The organism is Chryseolinea sp. H1M3-3 (genome assembly GCF_029360725.1).
Taxonomy (GTDB): Bacteria; Bacteroidota; Bacteroidia; order Cytophagales; family Cyclobacteriaceae; genus Chryseolinea.
On record NZ_JARKMY010000001.1, the window covers coordinates 1,503,462 to 1,526,819 of the forward strand.

The window sequence follows — 23,358 nt, forward strand, 5'->3', positions numbered from 1 at the left end:
TTTTGTATGTATTTCTGAAAAGACATCACGTGCGCGATAGGGGCTTTTTTGTGGTCCTATTCAATTCCAAAAGCTTGGCGTACTTATAAAACACTCCGTTTGCATTAGAAACGGAGATGAGGAGGCCTTCGTAACCATCCCAGATTCCTCCCTTTAGAAAGTAGCTCTTGAAAAATGAAAATACGGTTTTATAAATGATTTTAAATGTTGTAACATGTTGTTTGTGCATATGCTCTTTTGCAAACAAGTCGGCATACTGCTGCTGCATCTTGTTTATCAGCTGCGAGGCATTGTCATACGCCAAGTGCAGAAGATCGCCTTTCAATTGAATGACTTTTGTTTCAGCCCGCATAACAACAGTCTCATGAACCAATCCTCCACCCCACGTACCTTTTCGTCTATCCCATAACCTGATTTTTCGATCCGGATACCAGCCGCATGACTTAATCCATTTGCCGGCATAGCTGTTCAACCGGTTCATGCTATAGCCATCTGCCTGCCAATTTAACTTTGCGCTTAATATTGAGTCTTGTAATGTTGTTGATAGATACTCATCAGCATCGAGCGCCAATATATACTCATGTGATGCTTGTGCAACAGCAAAGTTTTTTTGTGCTGTGAATCCTTCAAATTTATGTTCCACAAATCTTGCCCCTTTGGATAAACAAATAGCACGAGTATCATCAGTGGAAAAGGAATCGACCACCACTATTTCATCCGCCAAGTTTTTTACAGAATCTATACAACGGCTGATATTTTTTTCTTCGTTGAATGTGATGATGACCACACTTAAACTGATCATGAAAGTTTTATGTTTCCCCGCAAGTAACACAAGACTATCCTAAAACGGAACAGGTCCTTTCGAAAATGTAATTCGAAGGACCTGCCAAACACCAACTACTACAACTACTTACGGCTTGCTACGGCCCCAAAAGATTTCACCATATTGATAAACTCAATACGATAACCTTCTTTGTCTTCACCTCTTGCATGCTGTGCCATTTGCACCACCGCATCGTAGTTGAAATTTTTAATGTATTCAGAATCTCGTAACAACATTCCGAAGGCTGCAACGGAAGCGGACCACCGGAAATTATCAGAGGTTTTTGCTAAGATCGTGTTGGCATCAATTAATGGATGCACGATCAACTTACTCACGTCGCCATCGGGTTTCTTGTACCTGAATTTTATTGTCATCAGCTCTTTTGATTTTTCTGCTTTGGGATCAACCTTTGTATTTTGGTATTTAAGGTCATCGATTTTAAAGAATTCACTCTCAACACCGACAGGTATGATTTCGTACAACGCGGTGACTGTATGCCCTGAGCCTAAATCGCCTGCATCTTTCTTGTCGTTATTGAAATCTTCATTTTTTAGCATTCTATTTTCATAGCCAATGAGTCGGTAGGCTTTCACTTTTGCAGGATTAAATTCGATTTGAAGCTTGACGTCTTTCGCGATGGTGAAAAGCGTTCCGCCAAATTCATTCACCAATACTTTTCTTGCCTCTGTTATGTTGTCGATATAAGCATAATTGCCATTTCCTTTATCGGCCAGGATTTCCATTTTCGAATCTTTATAATTCCCCATCCCAAAGCCGAGCACAGTTAAAAATATGCCGTCTTTTCTTTTTTCTTCGATCAATCTTTCCATGGATGCATTGCTTGACTCGCCAATGTTGAAATCACCGTCGGTGGCAAGGATCACCCGATTATTTCCTTCTTTCTTAAAATGTTGTTTGGCTATTGCATAGGCGAGGTTAATTCCCGCGCCACCTGCCGTAGATCCCCCAGCCTGAAGTTGGTCCAACGCGTCCAGAATTTTTCGTTTATCATTTCCTGCTGTTGGCTCAAGTACAAGTCCTGCCGCACCAGCATAGACAACCATAGCAATATGATCCTGAGGACGCAGTTGTTCTACTAGCATTTTGAAAGAACTTTTAAGTAGCGGAAGTTTATTCGGCTCATCCATTGATCCGGATACATCAATTAGAAATACCAGATTTGAGGGTGGTAACTGATCTGTCGGGATGGTTTTTCCTTGCAACCCAATGTGTACCAGTTTATGTTTGTTGTTCCAGGGCGCTGTCGAGATTTCAGTGTGAATGGCAAACGGATCTTCACCTTTGGGTTGATCATAATCGTAATCAAAATAGTTGACGAGCTCTTCAATTCGAACTGCATCTATAGGGGGGCGTTGACCATTGTTTATGAACCTTCGTATGTTGCTGTACGAGGCAGCATCCACATCAATTGAAAAAGTTGATAAAGGATTTTTAAGCGCTTCGCGGAAAATATTTTCTTCAATAGCATCATATTCTTCTGTATTCCATTGAGGACGTTGATAATCTTGCGCAGGGGCGTATGCCATCGCCTTTGACTCCTCGGCTGCCGCAAAATCTTTTTTGGATCTTCTTGATATGCTATACCCCGTAACTACAACTTCTTGCAAGGATTGAACATCTTCCTCGAGACTTATATTAAGGATTGCTGAGTTTCCAATCTTTACTTCTTTGGTTACATAACCTATATAAGAGAACACAAGGGTACGTCCCGGAGTCGAGGTAATTGAATAGAAACCATTTACATCTGTTGAGGTTCCGTTTTGCGTGCCTTTAATAATAATGCTTACACCAGGTATTGCATTGCCATCTGACTTTGCCGTTACCGTACCTGTGATGGTTCTGCTTTCTTGTGCTGTGAACCCGAAGGTTAGCAAAGTGAAAACAGCAAGAATCCAAAGTGACTTTTTCATACCGTAATAGATTTGTTTGACAGTGAGATGCTGTTCGCCATCGGATTCCATACGCTACCAAGATATTTTTTTACTATTTTTCAAAAATGCTTTCTGGAAAAGACCATAACACATTATCGGATACTGAGCTCGTATCTCAATATAAAGTGTCTGGCGACCTGGCGCTGGTTGGCGCATTGTTTAACCGTTACATGACTTTGGTGTATGGGGTTTGCAAGAAATACTTCAAAGACCGTGAGGCAAGTCGTGATGCGGTGATGCAAATCTTTGAAAAGCTGATAGTAAGCCTCAGGGAGCACGAAGTCACACACTTTAAGAGTTGGTTATACGTCACCAGCAAAAATCACTGTTTGATGGCCCTCCGCGCGAAAAAAGGAAGGAATTTCCAGGTTATTTCTTCAGATTTTATGGAAAATGAGTCGTTTATACATCTTCAGGAGGAGCCGGAGATGGAAACAAATCTTGTTAAATTAGAAAGGTGTATTGAAAAATTGGTAACGGAACAGAAAGACTGTGTAACGTTGTTTTACATGCAACAGAAGTGCTATAAAGAAATTGTTGAAATCACAGGATTTGACGATAATAAGGTTAAAAGTTATATCCAGAACGGCAAGCGGAACCTGAAGCTGTGTATGGAGCGAAATGAATGATTATAAAAACGATATTGACAAATACCTGAAAGGAGAGCTCACTCCGGCGCAGATGCATGCCTTGGAAAAAAAGGCATTGGACGATCCATTTCTGGCGGATGCATTGGAAGGATTTCAGCAACTTCCCCCGGAAGATTTCGCGGCGGATATAAAGGCGTTGGAGGCAAGTCTTAACAAACGTGTTCACAAAGGTAATAATCATAAGTGGGTATGGCTGGGACGCATAGCGGCGGGGTTATTATTGATGGCCGTGTCAACGTATGTCATCGTTTTACTTTCTAATCGTTCGGAAAAAGATTCAGCGGATCATTTGGCAGTGAATAAGCAAAAAGAATTAGCACCCCCCAGCCCTTCTGAAAACCCTGCTGCTGCGTTCAGCGATTCTGTTTATTCTGAAAATGAAAAATCAGCTGAGCCTTCATCGATTCAGGAAGAGAAGAAAAAAGATGAATCTGAACTAACACCACCCATTACCTCCCGCAGTGGCGGAGAACAAGCAATAGCGGAAATTCCAGAAGAGCGCAGTGAAGCAGATGAGGCGCCTAAAGTTGAAGAGAAGCCTGTAGCAACTACGGAAGATATTTCAAAGGAACTTGACGCGGGAGAAAAAATTGCCGCTGAGCAACAGCCAGGCCCCGCGAATTCAGGCGCGGCAGACAGAACATCAGAAAGGATACTGAAGAATGACGATCTCGCATTGGCCAGAAAAAAAACTGCGCCGGCAGCTGCGAAGGCGCCATCGAATGCTTACAACGAAAACAGGAAGGTAATACGTGGAAAAGTAACTTTTGCTGATGATGGAACCGGCTTGCCCGGAGTGAATGTCCTTGTCAAAGGATCAAATGAAGGAACGGTTACAGACGCCAATGGCAACTATCAGATTCCTGTTGCCGACGATCAAAGCACACTGCTTTTTTCTTTTATTGGGTTTGCGAGTAAAGAAGTTGAGACGACTGATGAAACTACAGACGTACAGTTAGAAGCAGACGTTTCTGAATTGAGTGAAGTTGTGGTGGTGGGTTATGTAAGTGCAAGCGAAGCAAATAGTCTTTCTTCTCCTACGCCGCCCGTCATGGAACTTGCCGCACCGGCTGGAGGACGGAGATACTTTAAAAAATACCTGGAAGAGAATCTTCGCTATCCGGAACAAGCATTAAAAAATGAGGTGGAAGGAAAGGTAACGGTACAATTTTCAATCGGCACCACGGGACAATTGTCTGATTTTAGAATTATTCGCGGAATTGGTCATGGATGCGACGAAGAAGTGATTCGACTTATTAAAGAAGGGCCGAAATGGGCACCTACCAAAAGGAACGATGAGCCTATACGGGATCGTGCAAGGGTTCGGATGCGTTTTTCATTACCTAAGAAATAATATCTTTAGTACAAATTCACCTGCATGTTTACGAATCGTAAGCTTTTTTTAGTTACTGTATTCCTCGTTGTTGTAAGTATTACCGCATACATGCTGGCGGTGTACATTCCTTCTCAGATTATGGAACGGAGTTATGAAGGAGCAAAACAAATTGGCCACGATATCGCGCAGGTCTTCAACGTCACACCAGAAGTTACCGTTAACCACACCGTTGTTTTACAACAACAAACTCCCATTCTGGAGTTAGCTACGGTCTCTCAAAAATTTCAGCATCGCTATGACTGGACCAACACCTGGTTAGGCAGCACTAAGAAAATTAATATTGCCGGGAGCTTCGAAGCGAAAGCCGGGTTCGATCTTCATAAAAAATTTTTAGTCGAGATAGCCAATAACAAGGCTGTTGTCACCTTGCCGAAGCCGCAATTGCTGTCAATGGAGCCCTTGGGTGATGTGACCTTCCGGGATGAGAATGGAGTTTGGAACTGGGTAGATGCGGACGATCGGGCGAAAGCGATGAATGCATTTACCACTGATGCGCGTAAATATGGACAGCAAGCCCAATTTGTAGATCATGCGCGCCTTGAGATGGAAACCAAACTACGGGAAATCTTTTCGGTTCACGGGATGCCGGTGGAGATTCGATATGCAGATGGAGAACGCGTGAGACCTTTTTAAAAATGATAATCAGCAACGGGTAGGTGCTTATCGATCACCCGTTACTGAATATCATCGGATAACTATTGATCTAAACGACTTTCTTACGAATTAACTTCGCGTAGGTACGACTGACAGGGAAGCTTTTGCCATTGAGCATTTTTACAACCATCCCGCCATTGAAATGTTTTTCAATTTCTTTGAGACTGTTGATGTTGATAATTGTGCTTCTGTGAACACGGATGAATGTCTCAGGATTTAAAATTTCTTCCAGCTTGCCAATGCCGGATGAGCTAACGAACTGATCATTCTTTGTAGAAAGAATGGTATAGTCGCCGGATGCCTCCAGGTATACAATTTCGTCAACGGGGAGGTTAAGCAGTTTTTCAGACTTCTGAACAAAAATATGTGAGTCGTATGACGTCTTGTTTTCGGTTTTCATGTTCCTCAACAATTCGCCCACGTTATTCTGCTCCAGCTTCATCCTGTTGATGGCGCGCTCCACACCTTGTTTGAAACGTTCTTGGTCGAGGGGTTTCAGGATGTAATCAACCGCATTTTTTTCAAATGCTTTAATAGCATATTGGTCATAAGCAGTACAAAATATTACATAAGGATCATGGGTTATTTCATCCAAAACATCAAATCCTGTCATGCCCGGCATTTGAACATCGAGAAATACCAGGTCTGGTTTTAATTTGTCAATCATTTCAACGGCATCCTTACCCTTCGAGCATTCACCCAATACCTGAATGTTGGGCATCTGTTGAAGGTATTCTTGGAGTAAGTCGCGTGCTAATTTTTCATCGTCAACGATAACGCAGGTAATGTTCATACGGCTTTATTTAGTTCTTTTACTGATACTGATTCATGGTTTGCGTCTTCGAAAGGTATAAAGAAGCTAACAGTATATCCCCATTCATTAGACAATATCCGGAGGCCTGACCCAGGTCCGAAAATACTCTTTAAGCGTTTATCAGTGTTGGTAAGTCCTACACCGCCGCTTGGAGTTCCATCCATTACTTTCTTCGCGTTAGATCCCAGTCCGTCATCTTTAACCTCGAAATAAATCATATTGTTAAAGCGTTTTACGGTCAATATAATTGTACCTCCGTCATCTTTCGGAGCAATGCCATACTTCACAGAGTTTTCAACCAGGGGCTGAAGAATCATAGGAGGAATTTTCACACTCAAACATGAGAAATCTACTTGTTTCACAAACTTCATTCTGTCCCCAAAACGTACTTGCTGTATACGAATGTAATTATCGATGAAATCCAGTTCGTGAATAAGCTTCACCATCTGGTCTCCATGCGAGTCCAACGCATAGCGGAAAATGTCAGAAAGCTGGGTGATTACTTTTCGCGCCTGCTCTTTACTAGAGCCAATTAAGGTGTTGATAGAGTTTAATGTATTGAATAAAAAGTGCGGATTGATTTGCGACTTGAGCAACGAAATTTGCATCTCACGATTTTTGAGTGTGAGTTCGCTCTTCTCCATTTCCTGTTTTTGTAACCCTTGAAAGTACCGAATTACATAATAGACACCAACGGTAATGATATACTGATCATGAAAGTGCAGCCCTTCCGTCCCTAATAACATGATCAGATGATCTTGCCAAATATCCCAACCGATGTAACCTTCGACATAATTTTCCAAATAGTATGATAAGGTGCCCATCATGAAGAAATGCAGCATCGCTCCAGCCAGGTGGCCAGTTATCTGTACATAGACACTAAATTTGAAAAGCCAATTAGAATAAAAAAAGACACCTATTATTAAAAGGCATAGTGCCTGGAATAGTCGTAAGGCATTCCAAAAAACATATGTGTGATGGGTGTTTAACTCGTAATCAATAAATGCACCGACGCCATAATTAAGGGCGTACCAGAAGCAAAGCCACAGGTAGGCGCGCTTCCAAATTCCGGGGATATCATCAAAAAATTTCAAGCCGGTAAAATTGAACAATAAAGTTACGCAATGAAAATTAAAACCGATTAGAAAAGGTTTATGGCGCTAAATCTTCGTTTTATGGCAATATCCTACAAACGGTTTGAAAAAATCCGTCGATTAGCCAACTTGAGCTTCCAATTTAATTATGAGAGCTTTATTCACAATGCTATTTTCTATAGCGGTGTTTTTTGCTCACGGGCAAAAGATAACGCTGTCAACGCGTGTTTTGGATAGAGTAACGTCCGAGCCATTGCCGTTCGCATCTGTAGGCATTAAAGGAAAAGCCATTGGCACGGTTACTAATCTTCAGGGCGAATTCGATTTTCATATCCCTGCCGAATATCGCAATGAAATTTTGGTGATCAGCATGTTGGGTTACCAAAACTTTGAGGCACCTATTTGGTCGCTGCTCGAGAGTAAACCTGAAAACATCGGCATGGAAAAATCAACAACGGTCTTGCAAGAGGTTGTTGTAACAGATTCTCTTTTAGGAGGAGAAATTGTAAAAATTGCGTTGAGCCGGATCGAGAAAAATTTTCCGATGGAACCTTTTCTAATGGATGGATTTTATCGCGACGTTAAGAAAGTAGCCGGGACCTCCGTTGCATTGTTGGAAGCGGCCGTGAAAATCTTCGACGAAAATTATATTGCACCACGAAACCAATCAAAATTAAGGGAACGTGTCAAGTTAGTTGAAGTGAGAAAAAGCCTTGGATACGATAACAAGTTCACGCCTTTTTTCCGGCAGAAGAATTTGTTAGAAGATCTCTTGCTTCACAATAACATTCGATATCGGCAAATCGATGATACGGAGGGATTCTTTGCAAGCTTGAAACGCGAACCGGACTCCTATTATAATGGGCATGAAATTTTCGTGGTATCGCATACAGAAGATTTTCATTTTAAAATATTCATTGATAAAGAAAACTATGCTGTTAATCATCTTGAGTTTGAAATCAGCGGCGACAACCACGAACGAAAGAAGGATCTGGTAAGCAAGCACGTCACCTATCGTAAAACCATCGATTTTAAACCATTTAAAGGGACGATGTATTTAAACTATATCACCGTCACGACAAAAGAAAAGTGGTATGATGAAATAACCTCAGAATTCAGATTCGAGACGGAACTTCAGCAACACTTGCTTATCAATGAAGTAAATCCAAATACAAAAGAACGCATCACTTCGACTGATAAAATGCGAAATTATGGACTGCAGTTCCAGGATTATCCTTATAACAAAGAATTTTGGGACGGATACAATGTCATCAAAGAAACTCCGGTCGATAAGGAAATTCTTGCCGACCTTGAGCGACTTGCACCACTGGAAAAGCAGTTTGAAAATAATTAAACCTCAAACCTAGCTTCAGAAAAAACGGGGTTCTCACCACCTACAAAAAAAGCAAGGCACCTAACCTTGCTTTTTTTTTGGGTTCACCAATGATGCTTATAGTCGGGTAAGTTATTTACACGACCGTAACTTGCTAAAATTTTATTTCAGCGTCGCCAGCGTCTCTTTAATTCTCTTCAATGCTTCTTTTAAATCTTTTTCAGATGCAGCATAAGAAAGACGTACGCATTTCTCATCACCAAAGGCACCACCGGGCACTAGAGAAACGTGCGCTTTCTCTAACATATAGTAACAAAAATCATCACCGGTTTTTATGGTGAACGTTCCATCTGACTTACCGTAATAAGCACTTACATCAGGGAAGAAATAAAATGCTCCTTCAGGATAATTTGCCTTGATCCCCGGTATTTCCTTCAAAAGATTGTAAACGATTTCCCGTCTGCTCTTATATTCCTCTACCATTTTCAGGGTAGGGGTGATGTCGCCGGTAAGCGCTGCAAGTGCAGCACGTTGCGCAATGGAGCAGTTAGCCGAAGTGATTTGCCCTTGAACTTTATTGCAACCATCGGCAATCCATTTTGGTGCTGCAATGTAGCCAACTCTCCAGCCTGTCATGGCAAATCCTTTTGCAAAACCATTCACGGTAATTGTGCGATCGAACATACCAGGAAAAGACGCAATACTTACCTGTTCGCCGGTAAAGTTGATGTGCTCATAGATTTCATCAGCGATGATCATCAGGTCAGGATGTTTCAATACCACCTTTGCAATCGCTTCGAGTTCTTTTCTGGAAAAAACTGAACCGGTAGGATTACAAGGCGATGAGAAAATAATCGCCTTTGTCTTTTTAGTAATCGCCTTTTCCAGTTGGTCTGCCGTTACTTTAAAATCATTTTCAATGCCGCCTTTGATGATAACGGGAACTCCTTCAGCGAGACGGACCAAAGCATCATAACTTACCCAATATGGAGAGAACACAATTACTTCATCGCCTGCGTTGATCAATGCAAGCATGGTGTTGGCAATGGATTGTTTTGCTCCATTGGATACAACAATATTTTCAGCCTTATAAGGTACCTTATTTTCCTTCTGATATTTCGCAGCAATCGCTTCACGCAAATCCTGATAGCCGGCTACCGGAGGATAAGCAAAGTACTTACCGTCATCAATGGCCTTCTTGGCAGCCTCACAAATGTGTTGGGGCGTTTTAAAATCAGGCTCCCCCAGGCTTAACCCAATAACATCAATTCCTTTTGTTTTGAATTCACGGGCTTTGGCGGCCATCGCCAAAGTTGCCGATTCTTCAATTGCTTCAATTCGATCTGATAGTTTGTTCATGGTTGTATTAAAAACGGGCCAAAGAAAATAATTAAAAACGGAAGTTGGAAGGATTGGTTAAGAGAAGATTAAAATGACCTCTCATTCGACCGCCTCTGCGGCCATAGCAATTGTAAAGAGGAATAAAGGACTGTTTTAAAAGAAGAAATAATATTGCCGTCGAAATGACGGACGACAGACACACTAACGGAAGGTAGGCACTTAGTTGAAGAGTGTTCGTCCAAGAATGCTTCTTCCCAAAGTAATTTCATCTGCGTATTCCAAATCACCGCCAACAGGAACCCCCCTTGCAATAACTGTTATCTTTCCTGTCAGATCTTTAATTCGTTTGTTGATATAGAATGCAGTTGTATCGCCTTCCATGGTGGGACTTAGTGCAAGAATTACTTCTTTCACTTCGGATTGTTCCTGATTCAACCTGCTCACCAACGATTCAATTTTTAAATCGGTAGGTCCGACGCCATTCATGGGAGAAATGACCCCGCCAACGACGTGATAAACGCCATTGTATTGCGATGTATTTTCAATGGCCATCACATCTTTGGCATCTTCTACAACGCATAAAATTCTGCGGTCGCGCTTATGACTGGTGCAAATGAAGCAAAGGTCGGTATCCGAAATATTATGACAACAATTGCAAAACTTTATACTCGATCGCAGTTTGTTTAGCGCCTGCGTTAATGCAAATGTGTTTTCCTCTTTATTTTTTATCAGGTGCAATACGAGTCGCAATGCTGTTTTCTTCCCTATCCCCGGAAGTTTGGCAACTTGATTAACAGCATCTTCAATTAATTTGGAAGGATAGTCCACAGCACAGCACGTTTGAGCGAAAAAAGATAGATTATAAAATGCGGGCATCAATGCCAGCTTCACAAATGGCCTCTCGCATAGGACGCAGAAAGTCAAATGTTCCATTCTTTACCTGGCATTTCCCCTTGTAATGGATGATCATCGTGCATTGTTCCGCTTGTTCCGGTGTATGTTTGCATACTTTGATGAGCGTACGGATAACATGCTCAAATGTATTAACATCATCATTGAACACCACGAGGTCCATTAGATCTGTTGTCTCTACAGCATCTAAAACATCCACTAATTCGTCTTCTTGATATTGTGGTTTCATAAATGCAATTTCTTAACGTCAGATTTTACTTGCAAAGCTACTAATTTCATTCTTTTACGCGAAGCAACAAAATGACAACGATTTGGATTTTAGATTAATTCCTGATTCTTTGCTCCGTTAAATAGAAAACACATGAGTCCAATCCTGGTTCTAACAATTTTGACAGGTTATTTCGCGATGTTAATCCTGATCTCAGTGGTGACATCAAAAGGTGCCGACACCAATACATTTTTTACCGGGAACCGCCAGTCACCGTGGTATCTGGTGGCGTTTGGTATGATCGGCGCTTCACTTTCGGGACTTACTTTCATCTCTGTACCAGGCAACGTCGGAAAGGTCGGATTTGGTTATTTTCAAGTAGTACTAGGGTATCTGTTAGGATATTGGGCAATCCTGGGCGTGCTCATGCCTTTATATTACAGGCTTAACCTTGTTTCTATTTATACATACCTTGAGCATCGCTTTAGTTTCTGGTCTTACAAAACCGGCGCATTCTTTTTTCTCATCTCTCGTACCATCGGTTCTTCTCTCAGGCTCTATCTCGCTGCTACCGTATTACAACTATTTCTTTTTGACGCATGGAATGTTCCATTCTTTGTTACAGTAGCCACGACAATTGCGCTGATCTGGATATATACATTTAAAGGTGGTATTAAGACAATTGTATGGACGGATACCTTTCAAACTTTTTTTCTGGTTACAGCAGTCATTATTACCGTTTGGCAGATAACCAATAAGCTGGGCATGTCATGGTCCGAGATGGTGTCGGCTGTTGAAGCCAGTAAATACTCGCGCATATTTTATTTCGATGACGTCAACTCCCCGATGTATTTCTGGAAACAGTTTTTAGGAGGTGCATTTATTGCGTTAACAATGACGGGGATGGATCAGGAGATCATGCAAAAAAATCTCACCTGCAGAAGCTTGGGAGATGCGCAGAAGAATATGTTCTGGTTCAGTATTATCATGGCCATCGTTAATTTGTTGTTCCTGGTGTTAGGTGCCTTACTGTATCTATACACTGAAAAGTTCAATATTCCGATACCAGCCGCAACGGACGAGCTATTCCCAAGACTGGCATTCAATGACCTAGGCCTGTTAGTCGGTATATTTTTCCTGCTGGGAATCACGGCTTCATCGTATGCAAGTGCAGACTCCGCATTAGCGGGTTTGACAACTTCCTTTTGCATTGATTTTTTGAATTTCAAAGAAAAAAGTGAAGCACAGCGCGGACGGCAAAAGTTTGTGGTTCACTTAAGTTTTTCGTTGTTATTTCTTGTCATCATTGTTGTGTTTAAAGAAATAAACGAGCGATCGGTAATCGATGCTGTACTGAACATTGCCGGTTACACGTATGGACCTTTGTTAGGATTATTCTCTTTCGGTGTACTCACAAAACGCGTAGTAAACGACAAGCTGGTTCCTCTCATCTGTGTTATCTCTCCCATCCTTTCCTACCTGGTTAGTTTAAATAGTGAAAAACTTTTTGGAGGATATAAAATCAGCCTGGAGATTCTGATCATCAATGGGCTGATAACATTCATCGGATTGTGGATAATATCGAAGCGTCCAGTGCAGGCGTTGGAAAAGGCATAAAAAGGAAAAGGCCGCCAGTGGCGACCTAAACCCGATTAAAACCAACCCCGCTTTTTTAGAGCCTCATGTAAGTGCTCTTATTTTTTCATGTATTGGAACTCTTTTTTTGAAGAGCCCTTTACGATTTTGATGGTATACATGCCAAACATAGCATCACCAAAATCGATTATCATTTTTCTTTTTTGCAAACTTTGAGACGTAATCAATTCACCCTTTGAATTGTAAATCTCCACTTGCGCTCCTACCAAATCCTTTTGTGTTTTAAGAACAAAAAGATTTTTTGCTTTTGGAGGCTCAATGTCATGCCCATTTGTCGATGTGGAGGCATACAAGCCTGTCGATAAAAAAAGTAAGGAAACGAACAGAAATTTTAAAGTTATCTTCATGGCTCAGTTGCGTTTTGTTCTTATACCAACTCTATGCCATTTATTTTGCAGGTGAAAATTTTACAGGCTTGGCGCTTCTTCCGATCAATTCCGATTCATTTTGGGATGAACTTTTCTTAGATCGGATTTATTTTACTTTTAACTCACGGGCGGGATCCCAAAAAACGGACTTAAAGTTCTGAATTTTATCTTTCATGATAACAATGCCTTCTTTCTCTAACCGCGATTGCATCGTGTGTAATGTGTCAAAATGATGTTTGCCGGTCAAAAGGCCAGCGCTGTTTACCACGCGGTGCGCAGGAAGTTTGGAGGGGCAGCCATGCATTGCCCATCCTACCATTCGTGCGCTCGATTTTACACCTAAAAAATTTGCAATGGCACCATAGCTGGTCACCCTTCCTTTGGGAATTAGTTTGACAACATCGTACACATCGTCAAAAAAAGTAGGTTCGTCGTGCTTCTTTTTCAATCGGGGCATGTTCACAAAATATGATCTGTTAAATTTACGTTTCAACTTATTAAAAGAATGCTCAAATATATTTTTCTTGTTCCGCTTATGATGATGGGCCTAACAGCCTTTGGCCAAACAGACTCCTCTTTTTTTATATTCCCGGATTCATCAGGATGGAACGTGCTTCGAGAAAATGAAGTTTTGTCCTTTCAACTTAAAAGCGCCTACGCCGACAGTGTGGAGTTTGGGCTCGAGGGTGCTGAAGGACTGGAAATAAAATTTGATTCCATAGGATATTTTAACTGGAATCCATCCTTTAACCTTGTGGACCGTGTTTCCAAAACAAAGGACTTTACGGTTGTTTTTACAGCGGAGCTTAAGAATGGGAAACGTGAAAAACAACCGGTTACGTTCACAGTAAACCATGTAAATCAGCCGCCGCACATAGAGGAGCTTCCGATTTTTTATGTTCGCCAATCCAACGCCAACACATTTCAAATTCCGGGCGAATATGTGTATGATGCCGATGGTGACCCGCTTGTATTCAAGTCGATACCTTCACAAATGCCGGAAGGAGCGTCGCTATCCTCCATCGGACAATTTAGCTGGACACCTTCGCGAACACAGTTTGCCCAGTTAAAAAATAATCCGTTGCTGGTAGAATTTATTGTTCAAGACCAGCCTGATAAAGCAGAGGCGCGGGGCAGAATCAGAATTGCACAAACCCAGCAAGATTTGCCTTCTGAAATTTTAATTGTTCCTGGTGATTCGTTGTTTTTAATCAAGGAAGATGAAACGATAAATTTAAAAATATACATCTCTGACCCGAATGGTGATGACAACGTACGGAGTACTGGTTTTATCCCATCCGATGTTCGCGTGCCAACGCAGTCGCTAAAGGAAAATACCCATCTGCAATATGAATTTACTTGGATGCCGGGATATGATTTTGTCGATGACACGCAAACGGCACTCACCACGGAAGTGACTTTTTTTGTGTTGGATAAGTCGAATAATCGCACTCAGAAAAAGATTAAAATAAAAGTAGCAGAAACGGAGAACCTTGTTAAGAAAGACGCGCTTCAGTTCCAGAAGTATCGCAGTAATCTGGTGGAAGCTTATTTATTGATTGAGCAACTCGACGTCAATCAACGCGCGCTGAATCAGGATTATAAAAAAGCTAAGAAGGGGAAGAAAAACCGTTCCATTGTAAATGCATCTCTTGGTGCTGTTACCGGATTTACACCAGTATTTGTAGAGGGAGACCAGTCTAAAGTTGTTTCGGGTATTGGAGGGACAACCGTGCTAACGCTTGGTACACTGGAAGCAACGGAGGTAATTGGCCGTTCGAAGGAAAATATTTTAGAGAAGATTAAGATCGGCATTGATATTCGTAACCGGGTACAATCACAAGGCGATGAATTTGCGAGAAAGTATGCATTGAAGTCAGCTAGAAGGACATACGAATTTGAAAAAGACATTGAGAAATTTCGAACGGTATTGAATGACCAGCGCATTGTTTTGTTGGAATTGGATGCCTATTCAAAAAACGCTGCCAAAGTCAGCGATCGTGATCTTAAAAAAGGATTTGTTGATTATGCTGACGACGGGCGATAGAAAGTTATATTCAGGATTTGTCAGAAAGGTAGAAACGTATACATTTGCACTCCCAATCCCGATAGCTGTCGGGATGTTGTTTAAGCGTAAGACTAGGAGCTTTTGAGTACAAGCAGCTCGATAGCTACTTGACGTTTTAAAGGGACAGATGGCAGAGCGGTCGTCCCGACAGTTATCGGGAGCGGCGGACGAAGAAAATTAAAACAGAGGAGTGGCAGAGCGGTCGAATGCGGCGGTCTTGAAAACCGTTGAACCGCAAGGTTCCGGGGGTTCGAATCCCTCCTCCTCTGCTGAGTATCAATCAAAGAGCATCAAAACCTCGAATTCGTAATGGATTCGAGGTTTTTTGTTTTTCAGACCACCCCAAAAGAGTCATATTTTTCCATTCGTGAGGTGGAGATTCGGGAGCCGGACAAGAGCCTCGAAGTTTACTCCCGAATTTTGAGGCTAATTCGTTGATCTCCAACTGGTTCAATCGTTGGACATCTTGATTTCCGGTTCCGGACTAAATACATTTTCCACCTAAACAATTTTTTATGAGCACATCAATGAGTGTATTGTTCCTGATTCGCAAGGACAAGGGGAATCATCAAAGTGAATCGGCCATTTACATGCGTGTTACCATCGCAGGGCAACGATTTGAGGTAAGTACAAAACGTTCGGTACATCCAGCAAACTGGTCTGCTGAAGCCGGTCGTGTCAAAGGCATAACCTCCAGTGCAAAGTCGGTTAATAATTTTCTTGAGTCTCTGCTTTCAAAAGCATACAGTCATCAGCGACAGATTCTCAATGAAGGCAAAGAGTTTTCAATGACCGAATTTAAAAACAGATGGCTTGGTGTCTCAACCGAACGAATCTACATGCTGATGGAAATTTTTGAAGAACACAACACGCAGATGAAAGCTTTAGTCGGTCATGAATTTTCTCCGCTCACACTGGAGCGATATACAACTTCAAAAAAACACACGCAGGAATTTATGAAGTGGAAGTATAAAGTGGATGACATGGATATCCGGAAACTGAATTACCAATTCATGACGAATTATGAATTCTGGTTGAAGTCAGTTCGCAAGTGTGATCACAATACCTCCATGAAATACTTGTCCAACTTTAAGAAGATCGTGAACATTTGCATTAAGAGCGGATGGCTTGACCGTGATCCCTTTGTTGGCTTCAAAATGACTAAACGCGAAGTCAAGAGACCATTCCTTGTTGAAGAAGAATTGAACAGGATCATTGAGAAAACATTTCTCATGCCTCGCATGAGCCAGGTGAGAGATATTTTTATTTTCTGTTGCTACACCCGCCTCGCTTATGCCGATGTTGAAAAATTAACGCGCGAAGAAATCACTACAGGGATCGACGGTGAAAAATGGATCTGGACCAGGCAGACAAAAAACGGAACCAACAACACGCATTCCTTTGCTTCCGCCGGCACTTGAAATTCTTGATCGCTATAAAGATGATCCGCAATGTTTGATTAAGAAAAGGTTGTTGCCGGTGCTTAGCAATCAAAAGATGAACACGTATTTAAAAGAGATTGCTGATGCTTACAATATCACAAAGAAGATGACCTTCCATACTGCACGGCATACTTTCGCTACGACTGTGACTTTAACGAATGGGGTTCCAATTGAAACCGTAAGTAAGATGCTTGGTCATCGTAATCTTAAAACGACGCAGCATTATGCGAAAATTCTGGATTGAAAGTGAGTACCGATATGAGCGTGCTTCGTATGAAATACAAGAAGGAACCAATCGGATAGAAATGCGGATCGAGAAAAGATGTTATAAAGCCCCACTGAATCTTAGCCTTCTTTATTTAGGTACCCTGAGCACCTAAATTCCATCTTTTTGAGTTGTCTTAAGTGGGGTAGTTGGCAAGCTTTGGGATATAGGTATTAGGTATTATAATATGTAATATATTAATATAAGTATTTGATATATAGTGTTTAATGTACTAATATTACGTATTATAATATGTAATACTTAGAATATGAAGCTGCAACAGGCATCAATGAGCCCACAGGATGTGGTGATTTTACTAAAGATCGCCAGCTATGAGCAGAATCAATGGAACCAGGTGAAATTAGCTGAAGAACTGAGTTTAAGTCAGCCGGAAATCAGCAATTCATTGGCACGGTCCCGCTATGCTGGTCTGTTGGATGAATCGGGAAAAAATGTTCGTAAACTGGCGCTGATGGATTTCCTGCAATATGGAATAGCTTATGCCTTTCCGGCCAAACCAGGCCCCATTGTGCGTGGCGTACCTACTGCCCATTCCGGACCTCCGTTAAATACTTTAATACAATCAAATGGTGATGAATATGTATGGCCATCCGCAACGGGACACTTACGGGGTCAGGCAATTTCTCCTTTATACAAGAATGTCGTGAAGGCAGTAAAAGGTGATCATGAATTACATGAATTGTTGTCGCTTGTGGATGCTATTCGAGTAGGACGAGTACGAGAAAAAAATTTGGCTGTAGAAGAATTGAAAAAACGGTTAGTGTGATGCTGACGAACAAGACCATCAACATGGGTGTGGTAAAAAAAGTAGCCATAGCTCTCGGAGAACTGAATGACGAAGTTGCTTATGTGGGTGGAGCAACGGTTAGTATTTACGCCAATGATCCAACAGCTGAAGATGTTCGTCCTACAAAGGACATTGACATCATGCTTCACATTATTTCATTTTCTGAACTTACTGCTTTACAAGATAAACTGGCTCAGAAAGGCATCCTTCCTGATCCTGAATCCAAAATCAATTGTCGATTTAAATACGAAGATGTACTCATCGATGTTATGTCAACGAAAGAAGTGGGATGGGCACCTTCGGATCCATGGTTCGAGCCAGGATTCAAAAATCTGATCAAGTTTAAATTAGATGATGAAACAACGATCCGTGTATTTCCTGTCGCCTATTTTCTGGCAACCAAATTTTCAGCCTTTCATGACAGAGGAAATGACCCCAGGACGAGCAAAGACTTTGAAGACATTGTGTACGTGCTTGATAACAGACTGGATATAGCGAATGAAATAAAACAAGCGCCTGATGATGTGAATACTTATTTGAAAAATCAATTGAAAGAGTTCCTAAAAGAAGCGATGAGTGAAAATATCGCCTGTCATCTTAGTCCATTTTCAGCAGAAGAAAGATTAGAGATGTTAAGAGACAAGGTTAAATTCATTCTCGATTAGAACGTATGGTGCGATCAAATAGTTTTAAAAAAACGAGCGATCCCTGAATTCCATGGAAACTTCAAGTTCGTCTCCAGTGGGCAAGCCAACGAAAACAACTTTGTGTATTTGCAAAATTGATTGCCATGGGTGACTAGTTAATAATCAACATTGCTTTTTGACTTGCTGTACCGATTTCAACCTTAGTTCCTGAATTAAAGTTGATAAAGTCTGTTTCAATTCCATCACTGAAGATTATTCCATTCGACGGCATGAACGATTCTATCGTTAATTTTTCATTTGTTTTTATCATTCCTGCTGACAAATCAATTTTTGAATATTTACTTTGAAACGGTTCTCTCACGACGTATACCAGTTGGTTGGTGTCCCATGGCAGTGAAAAATTTACTTTGCCCGGTTGACTTTTACTGAAAGTGTTTTGAATACCATTGGCCATGTTTAAAAGTGAACTAAGCCAGCCCGTTGACCCTGCGCCTGTAGAAACAATTATACCACTCGAACTTTGTTCTTCTGTTTTGTTTTCATAAGTGATTTTATAACGCGCAGAAGTGTGTGAACCTGGTCCAATGAATAAATCATTGAAAGCAAGTAAACGCTGGCCATCATTTGTTTTGGCTTCGGCTAATGTTACATTTTTAAATTTTGCTTTACCCCTCAGGACGTTTTCGAGACCAAGTTTGAAATTGGTTACTTCAAACGGCAACAGGAAGCCATCATACCGATTTTTATCTGGATTCACTCCGAAAATCGGAAGACCATTAACATATTTCGCTGCATTTGCAACCAACCCATCTTGACCCACAACAACAGCAACATCTTTTTCGCTAAAGAGAAAATTGGGTACGAATTTCCTTTCAAGAACTTTTAATTTCAATTGGTCATGGACGGTTTCAATCACTTTATCAAGAGAGCGATGAAATATTTCATGCTCACGTTCATAATCGCTAAAATCCCCACCGGCATGTTCAATATAAAATTTCGCCTGGGCCTTTGTATTGAATCGTTCGATAAGAGCTTCAAGCCGTGTTTTATTAATGATAACAATGGCGTTTTCAATATTCATGATGAAACACTTTGAATCGAACTTATTTTGCTTTTTGATTCTTAATGACTGACTCTAAAAAGTCCGGTGTAATGTTCAGCGTTCCAATCTTGCCTGCATTTTCGGCCAGTTCGCGAAAAGCGAATCCGATGTTATCTACAGCGGAAATACCTTTGGCATTTATAGCCATGAGCGTTCTCCAATCAAACTGTTTGTACGGGTTCAAGGTTTTTTCTAATGTGTAACCCTTTGCATCTGCGGTCTTTCTTTCGTTTTCCACTTGCATCTCAATTAGCTTGGTTTTTTGCTCTTCAACAGAAAGGTCTGCAGCGATTGTCATCTCGCGAAGTTTCCTAGCATTTTCTGCCTCATTAATTTTGAGCTCAGCTTGTTTTTCATGGATTTGCTTCTTTTTCTCTTGAACCGCTATTTCGGTATTCAATTCGCTTTCCTTAATTCTCCGTTCTTGTTCAACGGCGAAGTTTCTTCTTTCATAAATTGCTTGATCCGCTTCGCGCTGTAAACTTTCCTTCATTTCCGTTTCAAGAGCCTTGGCCATTTCCGGTGTGGGCTTAATGGCCAGCACGTCTACGCTAAGGATACTTACACCAAGAAGCCTTACAGCATCAGACTCTTTTAGTCCCGTTTCAATGGTGCTGCTGATAGGTTTAGCGCTTCGAAGCGTTTCCTTGAGGCCGAGTCCTTGAATAAATGCTGAAGCCGCAGTCTGAGCTTCGTTATTTAGTCTCTGATTTAATTTTTCGAAATTCGTTTCGTTAACCTTTTGCTGCTTATTTAATGTGAAATCCAACATTTCAGAAAGCTGTTTGGGATTTTCAATGGCATAAGTTATTTGACCTTGAATCGTAATGGTTTGAAAGTCTTTGGTTGTTTCGCTGAAAATGAATTGAATATCCTTGCTGCCTAAAGGGATCGCAGTAATGGATGAAGTTGGAGAGTAATAAAAGAAAGATAATCCTCTGCCTTCTCTTTTTGCATTTCCATGGGCATAATGGATAGCGTAAGTCATGGAGTCGAACTTGATGTAATTAATTCCGAACATATTGGTAAAGTTTAAGTGATTTGTTTAAAGCTGTTTCGTGGAATGTGTCAATCAATCCCAATCTTGTTGATAATGGAAGGGTCAGAGGGCTTATAAATACGTTCTATCGGAACCAAAAGACTATCCAATGTTTTGTTTTGTACATGCTTATATTGTTCGATTGAAAAATCAGTAATATCCTGAATGGCTACAATATTTTCGGTGGCATATTTTCGAAGCATTGATCCCTTAAGTCCCAATTGTAAGGCCCTTCTTTCAATAGGAGTTCCATAAGGATCATGGTCGGGATCCCATTGGAGCCTGACTTCCTTTGAAGCCAAATCCTCTTTCCATCTATCTTTTTCTTTGTAGCCACTTTTCTCGAAAGAAGACATAACAGACTCTTCTAGTATCATGTCTAAAAAGCTTTGCTTAATCCAAATGGCTAATATTCTTTCTTGACCTTCCTTGGTAGCCCATCCACTCCTAAACATCATCCATAAAAAGTTTGGCTTAATCCAGGACATACGGTTGAAACCAAAATCGACCCCTCCGAATTTTTGATGTTCTACCGCAAAATCAGCTATCGATTTTCTATAGGCTTGATACACGATGATATCATCGCCTTGCGTTTGGGCCATAATGTGATTCCCTGTCGAAGGGTAATTCAAGTTATTGTACGGTTCAAATTTTAACGTAAACTTCATTTGCGTAGATTATACACAAATATAATTAGATGCTTTCAATCATCAAAGTCAATTTGCGTATTTTTTACGCTAATTATAAATATTAGAAGAAAATATCGAAGTTATAGCCCTTTTCTTTCAGCTCGAAATACTTCTTTTTATTGAATTTAAAGAGCCGGGCTGGTCTTCCCGCTTTGCGTTGAATGGTTTCATCTAACTCTTCCAAAATGCCGAGACTGACGATTTTCTTTTTGAAGTTTCTGCGATCAATTTCCTGATCCAACAGGGTTTGATAGAGTTTTTCTAAATCGGAAAACGGAAATTCCTTTTCAAGAAGTTCAAAGCCTACTGGTTCATAAGTGATTTTTCCACGTAGTCGTTTGATTGCAACATCGATAATTTTTTTGTGATCAAAGGCCAGCTTAGGTAGCTTCTTAATATTATACCAGGCAACATCCTCAGCGTCCGTTTGCGCTGCAATTTGAAAATCTTGTGGTCTTACAAGTCCAAAGTAAGAAATCGAGATCGCATGATTCCGTGGATCTCTATCAGGAGAGCCAAAGGTATACAGCTGTTCCAGGTAGTTAACGTCTATTCCTGCCTCTTCTTTTAATTCCCGAGTCACTGCGTCATCAAGGGATTCGTGATTAAGCACAAGGCCACCTGGTAATGCCCACATTTTTTGAAAGGGTTCATTTTTACGTTTAATCAATAAAACGGAAATTCCCTTTTCCTGGTCGTAACCAAAAACAACAGCGTCTACTGATACCTTGATATCTTGCTTCATTTAGTAAAAATAGTAAAACCAAGAAGAACACTTTCTTAAAGCAAGTTGTGTAGTAGGTTAAAATTTGTCGATGTCAACGTTCCAACGAAAGGAACCGTGGGGTACTAATTCAATTACAAAGTCCCAAAATAAGTATTTAAGGTATGCACGGTCGTCAGCCGCCAAACATCAAATGCCAGTTGGTTACATACCGCATGATCGATCTCCAAACTACTTCTTCGTCACCAAATCCTCCTTTGCCGCCCACATTGCAATATCTTGTTTACTTAAAGCCGTGGCCATCAGTTCAGGAAATTTATCAGGAGTACAGGCGAACACTGGAATACCCAATGACGCCATATATTCGGCATTGCCATGATCATAGCCAGGAGCTCCATCATCATTTAATGCTAAAAGCACAATTACCTGAACACCTGCCTCGATCAAAGCCTTGGCACGTTTGCGCATCTCTGTCGCATCTCCACCTTCATATAAATCGGTGATCAGCACGAGCACAGTATCAGCAGGACGTTGGATAATCTGCTGACAATATGTGAGCGCTCGGTTGATATCCGTACCACCCCCAAGCTGTACGCCGAATAATAACTCGACGGGATCATCAAGTTCATCGGTAAGGTCTACCACATTGGTGTCGAATACAACCATCCTGGTTTGGATGGCTGGAAGAGAAGCCATGACTGCTCCAAAAATTCCAGAGTAAATCACAGATGCTCCCATGGAACCACTTTGGTCCAGGCACAAGACAACATCTTTCAATGAATTCCGCCGTTTGCCATAACCAATTCGTGTTTCAGGAATTATCGTCTTGTACTCTTCTTGATAATGCTTTAGGTTTTTCAAGATGGTGATATGCCAATTGATTTCATTATGGCGCGGCCTCCGGCTGCGGGATGAACGATTAAGACTACCCATAATGGCTTGTTGTGTGGGCTGAGAAAGTTTTTTCATCAGTTCATCGACCACCTTTCTTACAACCTGCCTCGCGGTGTCTTTGGTCTTTGATGGAATAACACGGCTCAAAGTCATCAATGTCGCAACAAGATGCACGTCAGGTTCTACGTTTTCAAGCATCTCTTTTTCAAGGAGCATAGAGGTGAGATTGAGACGTTTCAACGCATCTTGCTGCATTACTTTTACAACGGTGTTGGGAAAATAAGTCCTGATATCTCCCAACCAGCGGCTAACGTTTGGAGAGGATGGTCCAAGTCCTCCCGTCCGCTCGGTATCATAAAGCGCTTCCAGTGTTTTATCAATTTGAAGATCAACATCATTCAACGAATAACCTGTTCCATCGTTCTGATCTCCTCCTAGTATCATTCTCCATTTCCGCAGATGATTTTCCATATCCTGGC

General features: G+C 41.2%; 24 protein-coding genes and 1 tRNA gene. 11 read left to right on the forward strand and 14 right to left on the reverse strand.

Annotated features, from left to right (window positions below; all coding sequences use genetic code 11):
* Positions 1–25 precede the first annotated feature (25 nt).
* A complete protein-coding gene (locus tag P2W71_RS06545; RefSeq protein WP_276368586.1) occupies positions 26–802 on the reverse strand; it encodes a glycosyltransferase family 2 protein in 777 nt (258 codons plus the stop codon).
* A gap of 104 nt (positions 803–906) precedes the next feature.
* Positions 907–2,754, reverse strand: coding sequence for a von Willebrand factor type A domain-containing protein (locus P2W71_RS06550; protein ID WP_276368588.1), 1,848 nt, complete (start codon positions 2,752–2,754; stop codon positions 907–909).
* An 86-nt stretch (positions 2,755–2,840) separates the two neighbouring features.
* Between P2W71_RS06550 and P2W71_RS06555 the strand changes: the two genes are divergently transcribed.
* The 3 genes from P2W71_RS06555 to P2W71_RS06565 are packed head-to-tail and all read left to right on the forward strand — an operon-like array spanning position 2,841 to position 5,454.
* Positions 2,841–3,404 (forward strand): sigma-70 family RNA polymerase sigma factor, encoded by a 564-nt coding sequence (locus P2W71_RS06555; protein ID WP_276368591.1) that lies wholly within the window; start codon positions 2,841–2,843, stop codon positions 3,402–3,404.
* Positions 3,397–4,779: a TonB family protein gene (locus tag P2W71_RS06560; protein ID WP_276368593.1), complete on the forward strand. Its 1,383-nt coding sequence runs from the start codon at positions 3,397–3,399 to the stop codon at positions 4,777–4,779. Before P2W71_RS06555 ends, P2W71_RS06560 begins: the two co-directional genes overlap by 8 nt.
* Before the next feature lie 24 nt (positions 4,780–4,803).
* On the forward strand, positions 4,804–5,454 hold the full coding sequence (locus P2W71_RS06565; protein ID WP_276368595.1) for a DUF4230 domain-containing protein: 651 nt from the start codon (positions 4,804–4,806) through the stop codon (positions 5,452–5,454).
* A gap of 70 nt (positions 5,455–5,524) precedes the next feature.
* Here P2W71_RS06565 and P2W71_RS06570 read toward each other — a convergent pair whose 3' ends face one another.
* Positions 5,525–6,268 carry a LytTR family DNA-binding domain-containing protein gene (locus P2W71_RS06570; protein ID WP_276368597.1) on the reverse strand — a complete coding sequence of 248 codons (744 nt, stop codon included), beginning with the start codon at positions 6,266–6,268 and terminating at the stop codon, positions 5,525–5,527.
* Positions 6,265–7,383 (reverse strand): histidine kinase, encoded by a 1,119-nt coding sequence (locus P2W71_RS06575; protein WP_276368600.1) that lies wholly within the window; start codon positions 7,381–7,383, stop codon positions 6,265–6,267. The genes P2W71_RS06570 and P2W71_RS06575 overlap by 4 nt, the downstream gene beginning before the upstream one ends.
* 148 nt (positions 7,384–7,531) lie before the next feature.
* Between P2W71_RS06575 and P2W71_RS06580 the strand changes: the two genes are divergently transcribed.
* Positions 7,532–8,737: a carboxypeptidase-like regulatory domain-containing protein gene (locus tag P2W71_RS06580; RefSeq protein ID WP_276368603.1), complete on the forward strand. Its 1,206-nt coding sequence runs from the start codon at positions 7,532–7,534 to the stop codon at positions 8,735–8,737.
* A gap of 141 nt (positions 8,738–8,878) precedes the next feature.
* Here P2W71_RS06580 and P2W71_RS06585 read toward each other — a convergent pair whose 3' ends face one another.
* The 3 genes from P2W71_RS06585 to P2W71_RS06595 all read right to left on the reverse strand — a co-directional run bounded on the left by P2W71_RS06585 (position 8,879) and on the right by P2W71_RS06595 (position 11,198).
* A complete protein-coding gene (locus P2W71_RS06585) occupies positions 8,879–10,075 on the reverse strand; it encodes a pyridoxal phosphate-dependent aminotransferase (RefSeq protein ID WP_276368605.1) in 1,197 nt (398 codons plus the stop codon).
* Between the two features lie 201 nt (positions 10,076–10,276).
* Positions 10,277–10,885: a recombination mediator RecR gene (recR, locus tag P2W71_RS06590; RefSeq protein WP_276368608.1), complete on the reverse strand. Its 609-nt coding sequence runs from the start codon at positions 10,883–10,885 to the stop codon at positions 10,277–10,279.
* A gap of 31 nt (positions 10,886–10,916) precedes the next feature.
* Positions 10,917–11,198, reverse strand: a complete 282-nt coding sequence (locus P2W71_RS06595; RefSeq protein ID WP_276368611.1) for an ATP-dependent Clp protease adaptor ClpS — start codon at positions 11,196–11,198, stop codon at positions 10,917–10,919.
* Between the two features lie 132 nt (positions 11,199–11,330).
* Between P2W71_RS06595 and P2W71_RS06600 the strand changes: the two genes are divergently transcribed.
* A complete protein-coding gene (locus P2W71_RS06600; protein WP_276368614.1) occupies positions 11,331–12,794 on the forward strand; it encodes a sodium:solute symporter in 1,464 nt (487 codons plus the stop codon).
* 77 nt (positions 12,795–12,871) lie between these two features.
* On the opposite strand, the gene P2W71_RS06605 is transcribed toward P2W71_RS06600, so the two are convergent.
* Together P2W71_RS06605 and P2W71_RS06610 are read right to left on the reverse strand one after the other, a co-directional pair.
* Complete coding sequence (locus P2W71_RS06605; protein WP_276368616.1) at positions 12,872–13,180, reverse strand: hypothetical protein; 309 nt, start codon at positions 13,178–13,180, stop codon at positions 12,872–12,874.
* A 127-nt stretch (positions 13,181–13,307) separates the two neighbouring features.
* Complete coding sequence (locus P2W71_RS06610; protein WP_276368618.1) at positions 13,308–13,649, reverse strand: MGMT family protein; 342 nt, start codon at positions 13,647–13,649, stop codon at positions 13,308–13,310.
* Between the two features lie 57 nt (positions 13,650–13,706).
* Between P2W71_RS06610 and P2W71_RS06615 the strand changes: the two genes are divergently transcribed.
* The 6 genes from P2W71_RS06615 (at position 13,707) to P2W71_RS06640 (ending at position 18,449) form a co-directional block, all read left to right on the forward strand.
* Positions 13,707–15,248, forward strand: coding sequence for a hypothetical protein (locus tag P2W71_RS06615; protein WP_276368620.1), 1,542 nt, complete (start codon positions 13,707–13,709; stop codon positions 15,246–15,248).
* Between the two features lie 205 nt (positions 15,249–15,453).
* Positions 15,454–15,538: transfer RNA gene (locus P2W71_RS06620), tRNA-Ser, on the forward strand.
* A gap of 246 nt (positions 15,539–15,784) precedes the next feature.
* Positions 15,785–16,690: a site-specific integrase gene (locus P2W71_RS06625; RefSeq protein WP_276368623.1), complete on the forward strand. Its 906-nt coding sequence runs from the start codon at positions 15,785–15,787 to the stop codon at positions 16,688–16,690.
* Positions 16,614–16,955: a site-specific integrase gene (locus P2W71_RS28665; RefSeq protein WP_346659947.1), complete on the forward strand. Its 342-nt coding sequence runs from the start codon at positions 16,614–16,616 to the stop codon at positions 16,953–16,955. The genes P2W71_RS06625 and P2W71_RS28665 overlap by 77 nt, the downstream gene beginning before the upstream one ends.
* A 289-nt stretch (positions 16,956–17,244) precedes the next feature.
* Complete coding sequence (locus P2W71_RS06635) at positions 17,245–17,763, forward strand: hypothetical protein (RefSeq protein ID WP_276368628.1); 519 nt, start codon at positions 17,245–17,247, stop codon at positions 17,761–17,763.
* A complete protein-coding gene (locus tag P2W71_RS06640) occupies positions 17,763–18,449 on the forward strand; it encodes a nucleotidyl transferase AbiEii/AbiGii toxin family protein (protein WP_276368631.1) in 687 nt (228 codons plus the stop codon). The genes P2W71_RS06635 and P2W71_RS06640 overlap by 1 nt, the downstream gene beginning before the upstream one ends.
* 133 nt (positions 18,450–18,582) lie before the next feature.
* Here P2W71_RS06640 and P2W71_RS06645 read toward each other — a convergent pair whose 3' ends face one another.
* The 5 genes from P2W71_RS06645 to P2W71_RS06665 form a co-directional block, all read right to left on the reverse strand.
* Positions 18,583–19,512 carry a sugar kinase gene (locus P2W71_RS06645; RefSeq protein WP_276368634.1) on the reverse strand — a complete coding sequence of 310 codons (930 nt, stop codon included), beginning with the start codon at positions 19,510–19,512 and terminating at the stop codon, positions 18,583–18,585.
* A gap of 22 nt (positions 19,513–19,534) precedes the next feature.
* A complete protein-coding gene (locus P2W71_RS06650; RefSeq protein ID WP_276368637.1) occupies positions 19,535–20,554 on the reverse strand; it encodes an SPFH domain-containing protein in 1,020 nt (339 codons plus the stop codon).
* 47 nt (positions 20,555–20,601) lie between these two features.
* Positions 20,602–21,240, reverse strand: coding sequence for a DUF4291 domain-containing protein (locus P2W71_RS06655; protein WP_276368640.1), 639 nt, complete (start codon positions 21,238–21,240; stop codon positions 20,602–20,604).
* Positions 21,241–21,322: 82 nt separating this feature from the next.
* Positions 21,323–22,006 carry an NUDIX domain-containing protein gene (locus P2W71_RS06660; protein ID WP_276368643.1) on the reverse strand — a complete coding sequence of 228 codons (684 nt, stop codon included), beginning with the start codon at positions 22,004–22,006 and terminating at the stop codon, positions 21,323–21,325.
* A 210-nt stretch (positions 22,007–22,216) separates the two neighbouring features.
* A complete protein-coding gene (locus tag P2W71_RS06665) occupies positions 22,217–23,350 on the reverse strand; it encodes a VWA domain-containing protein (protein ID WP_276368646.1) in 1,134 nt (377 codons plus the stop codon).
* Positions 23,351–23,358: the final 8 nt, after the last annotated feature.

Coding starts and splice junctions, on each gene's coding strand:
- P2W71_RS06545 (WP_276368586.1), bottom strand. CDS start 802: ATGATCAGTTTAAGTGTGGTCATCATCACATTCAACGAAGAAAAAAAT.
- P2W71_RS06550 (WP_276368588.1), bottom strand. CDS start 2,754: ATGAAAAAGTCACTTTGGATTCTTGCTGTTTTCACTTTGCTAACCTTC.
- P2W71_RS06555 (WP_276368591.1), top strand. CDS start 2,841: ATGCTTTCTGGAAAAGACCATAACACATTATCGGATACTGAGCTCGTA.
- P2W71_RS06560 (WP_276368593.1), top strand. CDS start 3,397: ATGAATGATTATAAAAACGATATTGACAAATACCTGAAAGGAGAGCTC.
- P2W71_RS06565 (WP_276368595.1), top strand. CDS start 4,804: ATGTTTACGAATCGTAAGCTTTTTTTAGTTACTGTATTCCTCGTTGTT.
- P2W71_RS06570 (WP_276368597.1), bottom strand. CDS start 6,268: ATGAACATTACCTGCGTTATCGTTGACGATGAAAAATTAGCACGCGAC.
- P2W71_RS06580 (WP_276368603.1), top strand. CDS start 7,532: ATGAGAGCTTTATTCACAATGCTATTTTCTATAGCGGTGTTTTTTGCT.
- P2W71_RS06585 (WP_276368605.1), bottom strand. CDS start 10,075: ATGAACAAACTATCAGATCGAATTGAAGCAATTGAAGAATCGGCAACT.
- P2W71_RS06595 (WP_276368611.1), bottom strand. CDS start 11,198: ATGAAACCACAATATCAAGAAGACGAATTAGTGGATGTTTTAGATGCT.
- P2W71_RS06600 (WP_276368614.1), top strand. CDS start 11,331: ATGAGTCCAATCCTGGTTCTAACAATTTTGACAGGTTATTTCGCGATG.
- P2W71_RS06605 (WP_276368616.1), bottom strand. CDS start 13,180: ATGAAGATAACTTTAAAATTTCTGTTCGTTTCCTTACTTTTTTTATCG.
- P2W71_RS06615 (WP_276368620.1), top strand. CDS start 13,707: ATGCTCAAATATATTTTTCTTGTTCCGCTTATGATGATGGGCCTAACA.
- P2W71_RS06625 (WP_276368623.1), top strand. CDS start 15,785: ATGAGCACATCAATGAGTGTATTGTTCCTGATTCGCAAGGACAAGGGG.
- P2W71_RS06635 (WP_276368628.1), top strand. CDS start 17,245: ATGAAGCTGCAACAGGCATCAATGAGCCCACAGGATGTGGTGATTTTA.
- P2W71_RS06640 (WP_276368631.1), top strand. CDS start 17,763: ATGCTGACGAACAAGACCATCAACATGGGTGTGGTAAAAAAAGTAGCC.
- P2W71_RS06645 (WP_276368634.1), bottom strand. CDS start 19,512: ATGAATATTGAAAACGCCATTGTTATCATTAATAAAACACGGCTTGAA.
- P2W71_RS06650 (WP_276368637.1), bottom strand. CDS start 20,554: ATGTTCGGAATTAATTACATCAAGTTCGACTCCATGACTTACGCTATC.
- P2W71_RS06655 (WP_276368640.1), bottom strand. CDS start 21,240: ATGAAGTTTACGTTAAAATTTGAACCGTACAATAACTTGAATTACCCT.
- P2W71_RS06660 (WP_276368643.1), bottom strand. CDS start 22,006: ATGAAGCAAGATATCAAGGTATCAGTAGACGCTGTTGTTTTTGGTTAC.
- P2W71_RS06665 (WP_276368646.1), bottom strand. CDS start 23,350: ATGGAAAATCATCTGCGGAAATGGAGAATGATACTAGGAGGAGATCAG.